Source organism: Candidatus Aminicenantes bacterium, from assembly GCA_026393795.1.
Classification (GTDB): domain Bacteria; phylum Acidobacteriota; class Aminicenantia; order UBA2199; family UBA2199; genus UBA2199.
On sequence record JAPKZL010000121.1, the window covers coordinates 1 to 7,688 of the forward strand.

A 7,688-nucleotide genomic window follows, 5' to 3' on the forward strand; every position below is an offset into this window, starting at 1 on the left:
GCAGGGAGGAGCTAAGGTCCCGGCTGAAATCATGGACAAATTGCGGCCGGGAAAATTACGCCGCTTTTGGCTTGAAAAAAACATCGATCCGAAAGAATTTCCGATCTATCGTTTTCCGGAGCATTCGCTCAAAAAGATAAAAAGAAGGCTGTTGTTTCCGTTGCTGGACAGGCCGGAGCAGTGGGCAGGGTTTTTTGGGCGAATGGCGGTTACAAAATTCAGGATGGTAAGTAGAGTGGTGAAAGGGAAATGAGATTGAGCTCGGTGTAAGGTAAAAGGTTTAAGGTACAAGGTAAGAAAAAAAACAAATAAGAAAAATGGCCGAAGCTAAAGGATTCAGGGAATTGAAGGTATGGCAAAGAGGGAAGGCACTGGCAGTAAAAGTGTATGAAATTTCAGGCAAGGGAAGATTTAATTCGGATTATGGTTTGCGGGAGCAAGTTCGCAGAGCTTCTGTCTCAATTCCCAGCAATATTGCAGAAGGGGACACTTTAGGCACCAACAAACAATCAATTAGGCATTTTCATATTGCCAAGGGATCTTGCGCCGAACTGATGACCCAGTTCGAGATCGCCAGTGAAATCGGATATATTCCTCATGAAATTTTCGCAGAGGTTCAGGAAGAATGCTTGAATTTATCTGGGATGCTCGAAAGATTGATCAGGGCCCGTTCCAAAGTTCATTAAAGTGCCTTTCTTACCCTGACCCTTACACCGTTAACCTTGAGCCTAGAAAATTGCTTTTTTTTTGCCTTTCTCACCTTCTACCTTACACCCTACACCTTACACCGAGTTAAATGATCAAGTTATTGTATTGTCTTTCCCACCTTACACCTTCAACCTTATACCTTAAACCAATTTCAAATACCCTATTATTTAATTTAGATTTATAATAAAATAATGTTCCTTGGAGGAAAACACCGACCATGCACAAAAAACTCATCATATTAGTTACTTTGGTTATAGTTCTAAGCTCGCTGTCGTTCTCCGCCGACCCGTTTTATACCAACCTGCTGAACGAAGGCAAAGCCCTCTATCTTGCTGGGAAATACGATGAAGCCCTTGAAGACTTCAAGATCGCCGAGTTCGGGCTGATCGATGAAAAGGAGTTTGTACCCGAGCTCTATTTTTACTATGCCCTGACGCAATACAAGAAAGAGGCGCTGGCCGAGAGCAAGTTATTGCTGGATAAGATGAAAACCGCGGCGGGTATAACGGATATCAATACGTTGCCGCGGCCAAAGGAGATTGAGCGCGACCTTTACATCATGCTCAAGGCGCAGCAGTATTTGGACCAGCCCGCCGCCAAGAATTTTTCCCTGGTCTTTTTCAACCTCTTTTATCAAACCTGGGACTACATCAGCCAAAGCAAGTTCCCGCTTGCCGAAGCCAACCTTGAACGCCTAAAAAAGATCGCCGGTAATGACCCCAAATTGCCTTTCCTGCAGGGGTTCCTGGCCTTCCAACAGCAGGATTATAAAAAGTGCATCAAGCGTCTGGAAAAGATCGCCGAGCGACTGGGCGAGGAATTCCGTGAAGCCGCCTCCTTTTACCTGGCTTATTCGCACTTGAAGCTCGGGAATGCCGGCGAGGGCGAAAAATACGCGCGCAAGATCAAGGACCCTGACTATGTGCACCGCCTGATGCTGCTGATGGATGAGATAAAGGCCGCCAATCTGAAAAAAGGAAAAAAAGAATAATAAAATCAATTCCCCCCTTGCAATCGGCGAAAATTGCGTTATAATACAGTAGTAGAATAATATGGAGGATTAGACCATGAAACAAAACTGGTTAAAGCAGGTCAGCATGATGGTTCTGTTATCTTTTATTATAGCCATTTTACCCCAGTTCTCTCTGGCCGAGGAAACCGTCGGCAAGCTGCACGGCTTCGTTTATGGCAGCGACGGAAAAAAACCGCTGGCCGACGCCGTGGTGCTGATTCGCGAAACCGTTTCGCAAAGGGTCTTCCAGTCGGAAAAGAGCAAAAAAAGCGGTGCCTATGAGATCATCAACATCCTCCCCGGCATCTATTCCGTCGGCATTCAATACAATGGCAAGGACTACAATGTTGATGTGCTGCTGAAGATCGAACCCAAGAAGCAAATGGCCTGCATCACCCTGCCCAAGGTAGAGGAAAAGCCGGGTTATCTGATCCACTGCAAGTCGCCCAAGTGCTTTTTCATCACCCCTTGCGGCTGGGCGTTGGTCGCGGGTGTCACCGCCGGCGTCACGTACGGCATTATAAAGATAGTTGAGAAGCAAACCAGCCCGACGGGGATATAGTTCTAGTAGCCCTCGGTATACGGTTTACGGTTTACGGTTGACGGTAAGAAAAAAGCGATTCATGAAATTTTTTTTATTGGTTTTTTCCTGATAAATTGGTCTGAATCACTTGCCCATGAGGGGCGAATGGGGTAAAATTGACCATACAAGTAATGATGGTATGAAAAAGCTCAGACAATTTTTATCTTATCTCAAGCTTGGCTCAAATGGTCATAATTCCCTCTTTTTTCTTCACCGTCCGCCGTACACCGTCTGCCGTAAACCAATCACTGTCTTATTTCTCATCCTGACCCTAACACTAACACTTTCTTCAGATGATTTCTTTGCTGTTAAAAGCAAGGTCATCTCCGATTCCCAATTCAAGCTTGGTTTTCTATATTTCACGCCGTTGTTGATGGTGGATAATGTCGGCTATACCAGCAGTATTTATACCTACGAAGCCCAGGAAACTCCCGACTGGACCGGAGACGTGGGAGTAGGGCTGCGCGCTTCGGCCATCGTCGCCAACCGCCTTATCCTGCAAGCCGAGGATCTACCCATTTATTCGTTTTACCTCACCAACAAGGATCTGCGAACATGGGGCAACCGCTTCAAGGCCGCTGCTTATTCTTATATCGGTCCGTTCAACTTGAAGGCCGGCTACAGCCGAAATGACTTGCACCAGCGTCCCAACTTGGAATTCAGCCGCCCTTATCGCTATAGTGATCGCGAGTGGTCGGAGGAGGTCGATTTCGGCCGCGATTCCAGCCTGTTTTTGACCGCTTATGGCCGCTTCAAGCAATTGCAGTACGATGAAGCTCTATATGCGGATGCCTATAATTTAGCCGATCGTCTTGATCATCATGAAAATACGTTCGGCTTGCGGCTGAACAAGGTCGTTTTCACCCGCACCCTCCTCTTCATCAACTACGAATTGACCAATTACGTCTTTACGGCCGGCAGCGAGCGCGACAGCAGGGCCCAGGGAATGTATCTTGGCGCCCAATTCCCCGAGATGGGCATGCTGCAGGGAAGTTTCCAGATCGGCATGAACCAGTTCGACCCCGGCAATCCCCTTTACAAGAGCGTGAGTCGACCATCGGGCCGCGGCGACGTCCATCTGACCTTGATGGAGCGCCTGCGCATCAGCGTGTTTTACGAACTGCAGACCTATTTTTCCTATTATTCCAACGATTTATTTTACAACAACCAGAGTTTTGGCGGCGGCGCCGAATTGTACCTGACCAGCTTTCTGAAAGGCGGGGCCACCTACCAAGATGGTCGGCTCAAATATTTTTCTTTTCTCGATTTGCAGCTCCAACGCAGCGACCGCGTGCGCCAGCAGCGTTATTACTTGGCCGTCCCCCTTTTTGGCAGCATGTCGCTGGGCTTTGCCTATAACATCTATCGCCTGAGGTCCGACGTTCTGAATCTGGATTATACACGCAGTTTCTGGGGAGGTTTTATTTCCTATGGGTTTTAATAAAAAAATTAGTGGTAGTGATAGTGTTAGAAGCATGCAATTGGAAAACTTTATAAGAGTGATATTTTGTTTTTTTCTCTTACTATCACTACCAATATCACTATCACTTCTTTCTATCGATCTGAACGCCCAGACCAGGACCGGCAGCGGCCAGTCCTATGAGTACCAGATCGGCGCCAAGGACCTGCTGGAAATATCGGTCTTCGAGGTGCCCGAGCTGAACATCACCGTGCGCGTTTCAGAGAACGGCATGGTCACCCTGCCCCTGCTGGGGGAGATCAAAGCCGAGGGCATGAACCGCGCCGAACTGGAAAAGCAGATCGCGGCCAGGCTGGAAAAGAACTATTTGAAGAATGCCCAGGTGACCATCTTCATCAAGGAGTTCCAGAGCAAGAAGATATCGGTGATGGGTGCGGTCAAGGAGCCCGGCATGCACGACCTGATCGGTCGCCAGAGCCTGCTGCAGGTCATTTCCATGGCCGGCGGCTTGACCGACCAAGCCAGCGACACGGTAAGCATTTTCCGCCAGTTCAGGAACGCGCCCAGCCAGTCGTTGCTCATCAAGCTCGATGACATCCTGATCAAGGCCAACCCCAAATTCAATATTCCCATTTTTCCGGGCGATATCATCAATGTCCCGGGCAATCAGTACCTCGATATTTACGTGTTCGGACAGGTGAAGAATCCCGGCGCCGTGCGCATGAAAAAGGGCTCCGACGAGGTGACCCTGTTGCGCGCCATCGCCCAGGCCGGCGGCTTCAGCGACCGCGCCCGCCGCGGCAAGGTGATGATCACGCGCACGGAAAACGGCGTGGAGAAAAAAATAAACGTCGACGTCAAGGAGATACTTGGCGGCGGCCGCAAGGATTTCGTACTGCAAGCCTTTGACGTGATATTCGTTCCCGAAAGCATCTTGTAGGAGGATTGAGATAAACATGGCCAGCCAGATGGATAACCAGGACTTGTTATTGGAAGAAGGTACCCAGTTCACCGAGATCTGGGAGCTGATCAAGAAAAGGCGTATGATCGTCTACTATTTCGCCGGTTTTGTCCTGCTGGCGGTGATCGAAAAAGAGGGCCGCAACCAAATGGACTTGCTAAACCAGTATTATTCTTTTGAAAACGACTGGATGAACGAATACCTCAACACCCAGCAGCGGGTGCTGACCAGCCGTTCACTGGCCAAGAAGGTCATTGTCGAGCTGGAGCGCCTGCCCGGTGCGGAAGTCATGAAGCCAACGGCCAAAACGGGTACACTACAAAAAATCCTGACCGGCGAGCAAAAGGATATTGACCCGGAACAGCAGATGGCCGGGGCGATTTCCGGTTTCCTGGGCGGTTTGGGTGTGAGCAATATCAAGGACACGCGCCTGGTCGAGGTCACCTATGTTTCGGCCGATGCCAAAATGGCCGCCCGCGCCATCAATACCCTTTTTGACAAGTTCATCGAGTTCAACCTCGAAATGAAAGCCGAGTCAACCAAGCAGGCTTCCGAATTTCTCACCGCCCAGATCGAGGAGATGCGCCGTAGCCTGGCCCAGAAAGAACAGGAGCTGCAGGAATACGGCAAGCGCAAAGAGTTATACTATTTGCGCGGCGAGGACAGCACCGTGGTGCAGAAACTCTCCGACATCAACGGTGCCTACACCGCCGCCCAGATCGAGCGCGTCAACCGCGAGGCTACCTATCGCGAACTCAAGGGGACGGCCATTGACAACTATTCCGACGTGCGCAGCAGCGCGTTGATCACCGGTCTGAAACAGGAGTATTCGGCCAAGGAATCGGAATACAAGCGCAAGTCGCAGATCTTCCAGGACTCCTACCCCGAGATGCAGCGCTTGAAGTCGCAGCTGGAAGGGCTGCAGAAGCGCATCAACGAGGAGACCGTCGATGTCGCCCGCAAGGCGCTCAGCCAGGCCGAAACCGAATACCAGGCGGCTCTGAAGAAAGAGAACTACCTGGCGGAGATGCTCAATCAGCAGAAGGGGAGTGTGGTTTCCTCCAATGCCAACGCCATTTACTACAACAGCCTGAAGATCGAAGTGCAGAACATGACCAACCTGCTCGATTTCCTCACCCGCAAGCAAAAGGAGTCGATGCTCAGCTCGCGCCTGGAAGGACTCAATACCAGCAACATAAAGATCGTCGACCGCGCCGAGATACCCGTGAGTCCTTTTTCGCCCAACAAGCAGCGCACCCTGCTGCTGGCTTTGATGCTGGGCATCGGCGGCGGCATCTTCCTCATTTTCGCCCTCAACTACCTCGACAACACGGTCAAATCGCCGGAGGAGGTGGAGAAGCTGCTGCACCTTCCCGCCTTGGGTTTTATCCCGACCGTGGGCGCCAGGGCCGGACAATCCTATTACAACCAATACTATTCGGACCGCAAGAAACAGCAGAACGAACAAAAGCTCAAAACGATCGAAATGGTCAACCTCAAGGAACCGGAGTCGACTTTTGCCGAGCACTACCGCAACATCCGCACGTCGCTGCTCCTCTCCACCCCCGACCAGCTGCCCAAGGTGTTCGTGGTTACCTCGGCTTTGCCCCAGGAAGGCAAGACCGTGACTGCCATCAACCTGGCCGTGGCCTTCACCCAACTGGGCAAGAAAGTGCTGATCCTTGACTGCGACCTGCGCCGGCCGCGCGTGCATAAGATCTTCCGCATTAAGAACACTGCCGGGCTCACCTCGTTTCTGGTCGGCCGCAGCCCCATCGAGGACATCATCTACCGCTTTCCGGGCGAACCCAACCTGCATGTTATCCCCTCCGGGCCGACCCCGCCCAATCCGGTGGAGCTGGTCATTTCTAAAGCCATGAAAGAGATGATGGCCGGGCTGCGCCAGCACTACGACTTCATCTTCATCGACGCCCCGCCGCTGATGGGCATCCAGGACGCGATCCTGCTCGGCGAGCACGCCGATGGGCTGTTGCTGGTAGCCTGGGGGGGGAAGACCCCTCGCAAGGTGATCGAAAAAGCCAAGACCGAGATTGAAAAATTCAACATCAAGCTCTTCGGCGTAATCCTGAACAAGGTCAACCTGCGCCGCTTTGCCTACGCCTATTCCACTTACCACTACAAGTACGGCGAATACCGCGGCGACGAGGAGAAGCGGAGCGAAAAATGATCGATTTGCACGGCCATTTCCTCCCTGCTGTCGATGACGGGGCCGGCGATATGGACACCTCGCTGGCCATGCTGCGTTACGCCCAGGCCGACGGAATCGAGACGGTGGTGGTCACGCCGCATACCTGCGGGGCATTGTCCTTGGTAAAAGAATTTGGCAGCCTGCGCCGCAAGTGGGCCGATTGGCTGGAAGCCGTGAAAAAAAGTGATCTTCGAATAAAAGTCGTCAGCGGCGCTGAAGTCTATTTCACCTCGGAACTGCTGCCGGTGTTAAAAGACAACCGCGATGTGCTGACCATCAACAATGGCTCCTATTTTCTATTTGAGTTTCCCAGCGATTATGTTTACGCCCACAGCAAGGATTTTATTTTCAAGGTCCTGACCGAGGGCTTCATTCCCATCATCTCCCATGCCGAGCGCAACAGCGAGATCCAGCGCAGCATCGGTATTCTGCGCGAGCTGGTCAAAGCCGGCGCCTTGTGCCAGATCAACGCCGGCAGCCTGCGCGGCGATTTCGGCGACGCGGCCCGGCGCAGCGCCTATGAGCTGCTGCAGAACAACCTGGTCCATGTCATTGCCTCCGATGCCCACGACCTGGAACGGCGCAAACCAGAACTGGCTTTTGTTCGCGCTTTGCTGCCGCATCTGGATGCAGAAAAGGTCGACCTTTTTTTGAATGACATCCCCGCCGCCATCATTGCCGACCAGGCTGTCCCCGATATCGGCGAGCCGCTCTCGGAACGCCAGAAGCGCACATTTTTTGATCTCTTTAAAAGACACGATTCATGAATAAAACGACCCTGCGCATTTTTCTCCA

8 protein-coding genes are annotated in these 7,688 nt (G+C 51.6%); all 8 read left to right on the forward strand.

Annotated elements, in window-relative coordinates; translation table 11 throughout:
- Positions 1–253, forward strand: a 253-nt coding sequence (locus tag NTW95_05795; protein MCX6556930.1) for a hypothetical protein, incomplete at its 5' end; no start/stop codon positions are given.
- Positions 254–317: 64 nt separating this feature from the next.
- Positions 318–686 carry a four helix bundle protein gene (locus tag NTW95_05800; protein MCX6556931.1) on the forward strand — a complete coding sequence of 123 codons (369 nt, stop codon included), beginning with the start codon at positions 318–320 and terminating at the stop codon, positions 684–686.
- Positions 687–925: 239 nt separating this feature from the next.
- Positions 926–1,699 carry a hypothetical protein gene (locus NTW95_05805; protein ID MCX6556932.1) on the forward strand — a complete coding sequence of 258 codons (774 nt, stop codon included), beginning with the start codon at positions 926–928 and terminating at the stop codon, positions 1,697–1,699.
- Between the two features lie 76 nt (positions 1,700–1,775).
- Complete coding sequence (locus NTW95_05810; GenBank protein MCX6556933.1) at positions 1,776–2,282, forward strand: carboxypeptidase-like regulatory domain-containing protein; 507 nt, start codon at positions 1,776–1,778, stop codon at positions 2,280–2,282.
- Between the two features lie 394 nt (positions 2,283–2,676).
- Positions 2,677–3,744: a hypothetical protein gene (locus tag NTW95_05815; GenBank protein MCX6556934.1), complete on the forward strand. Its 1,068-nt coding sequence runs from the start codon at positions 2,677–2,679 to the stop codon at positions 3,742–3,744.
- Positions 3,745–3,802: 58 nt separating this feature from the next.
- Complete coding sequence (locus NTW95_05820) at positions 3,803–4,663, forward strand: polysaccharide export protein (GenBank protein ID MCX6556935.1); 861 nt, start codon at positions 3,803–3,805, stop codon at positions 4,661–4,663.
- 16 nt (positions 4,664–4,679) lie between these two features.
- A complete protein-coding gene (locus NTW95_05825) occupies positions 4,680–6,872 on the forward strand; it encodes a polysaccharide biosynthesis tyrosine autokinase (GenBank protein MCX6556936.1) in 2,193 nt (730 codons plus the stop codon).
- Positions 6,869–7,660: a hypothetical protein gene (locus NTW95_05830; GenBank protein ID MCX6556937.1), complete on the forward strand. Its 792-nt coding sequence runs from the start codon at positions 6,869–6,871 to the stop codon at positions 7,658–7,660. The genes NTW95_05825 and NTW95_05830 overlap by 4 nt, the downstream gene beginning before the upstream one ends.
- The last annotated feature ends 28 nt before the right edge of the window (positions 7,661–7,688 follow it).

Coding starts and splice junctions, on each gene's coding strand:
- NTW95_05800 (MCX6556931.1), top strand. CDS start 318: ATGGCCGAAGCTAAAGGATTCAGGGAATTGAAGGTATGGCAAAGAGGG.
- NTW95_05805 (MCX6556932.1), top strand. CDS start 926: ATGCACAAAAAACTCATCATATTAGTTACTTTGGTTATAGTTCTAAGC.
- NTW95_05810 (MCX6556933.1), top strand. CDS start 1,776: ATGAAACAAAACTGGTTAAAGCAGGTCAGCATGATGGTTCTGTTATCT.
- NTW95_05815 (MCX6556934.1), top strand. CDS start 2,677: ATGGTGGATAATGTCGGCTATACCAGCAGTATTTATACCTACGAAGCC.
- NTW95_05825 (MCX6556936.1), top strand. CDS start 4,680: ATGGCCAGCCAGATGGATAACCAGGACTTGTTATTGGAAGAAGGTACC.
- NTW95_05830 (MCX6556937.1), top strand. CDS start 6,869: ATGATCGATTTGCACGGCCATTTCCTCCCTGCTGTCGATGACGGGGCC.